We start from the raw sequence: 1,260 nt of genomic DNA, 5'->3' as shown, positions 1-1,260 counted from the left end.
GGTGAAATTAATGCCGATGGCGGTAAGATTGAGGGAAAAATCACCGATGAAATTTTGGATATTCTTGTTAAAGCAGGCTATGCGGAGGATAGAGATAGAGCGTTTGAAGCCCTACTTAGTGCTAAAATAATTGACAGACATGGAGAGATAAAAGAAAAAGACAAATTATTCGATCTATTGCCGGAAGAAAGCGGCTTAAAGGCAAAAAAAGGAACAGTTACAGGTGGCGGATTACCGCCGCCGCCCAAAGTACGCCTTAATAGGGAAAATTTTTATAAAATTCGAGACCTTTGGGATACTGTTACAAAACGTTATTTACTAAAATTTGAAAAATTAGGCGATGATAAAATAGAAAATTTATTGATAGATATTTTTTCCAACAATGAACACTTTTTAACTCCTAAAGCAGAGATCAAAAACGAAAATATAAAAAAAGAAGGGGAAACCGTTATTCTAGAAGTCGGCGGATACAAAGAAATTGATTCTGAAATAAATATAATAAATTACGGCGAATTTCTAAAACGGCTAAATAAGCGTACATCACTGCCGTTGGTTATGCTACATAAAACACTTTCCATTGCTCGCAAAGGGAAAAATACATCTGCCGAACTATTCAATACAAATACTCTTGAAAAAATTATTAATGTATTTGAATCAAAATTCACGGAAACCTATAAACAAAAATTTACATACCAGTCTCTTGATTACACCGCCCAAACAAGTCTATTTAAGGACGGCGATTTTGTCGCAGAATTAAGCCAAAAATATCTTGGCACAAATGTCGCAAAAGAAACAATGGATTATAAGCGGTATTTATTTGACAAAGCGGTCTATGACAGCGAGATTGAGCATGAAGTTTTGAAAGTAAAACCGCCGGAACATATTATCGTATACGGGAAACTTCCCCGTGAATGTATTAAATTGCCAACCTATACCGGCGGCACAACCAGCCCAGATTTTGTGTATACAACCCGAAGACAAGAATCGGATGATATTTATCTCCATCTTGTTGTAGAAACCAAAAGCGAAAATTCCCGTCTATCAGATAACATTGCCGTATCCGCCCAGAAAAAAGCGTTTGAATATATCGGCTCAAACATAAAATGGGAACTGGTAACAGATGTTAAGGATTTTAGCAGGGAACTAGAAAAACTGACAGGAAAATAAAAATCAAATCATGAGCGATAACATCGAATTTATCACCTATTGCCTCGAAGAATACAAAGCCGCAATGGCAAGCCCGCCCATGGTGCGTAAAGC

The 1,260-nt window shown here is 36.8% G+C and carries 1 protein-coding gene; it reads left to right on the top strand.

Annotated elements, in window-relative coordinates:
- Nucleotides 1-1,167, top strand: a 1,167-nt coding sequence (locus ACYVTD_RS13125) for a restriction endonuclease (RefSeq protein WP_461248187.1), incomplete at its 5' end; no start/stop codon positions are given.
- Between the last annotated feature and the right edge of the window lie 93 nt (nt 1,168-1,260).

Source organism: Treponema sp. R6D11, assembly GCF_054786075.1.
Note: the sequence above shows the minus strand (reverse complement) of the source record. Positions and strands in the feature narration are given on the sequence as shown.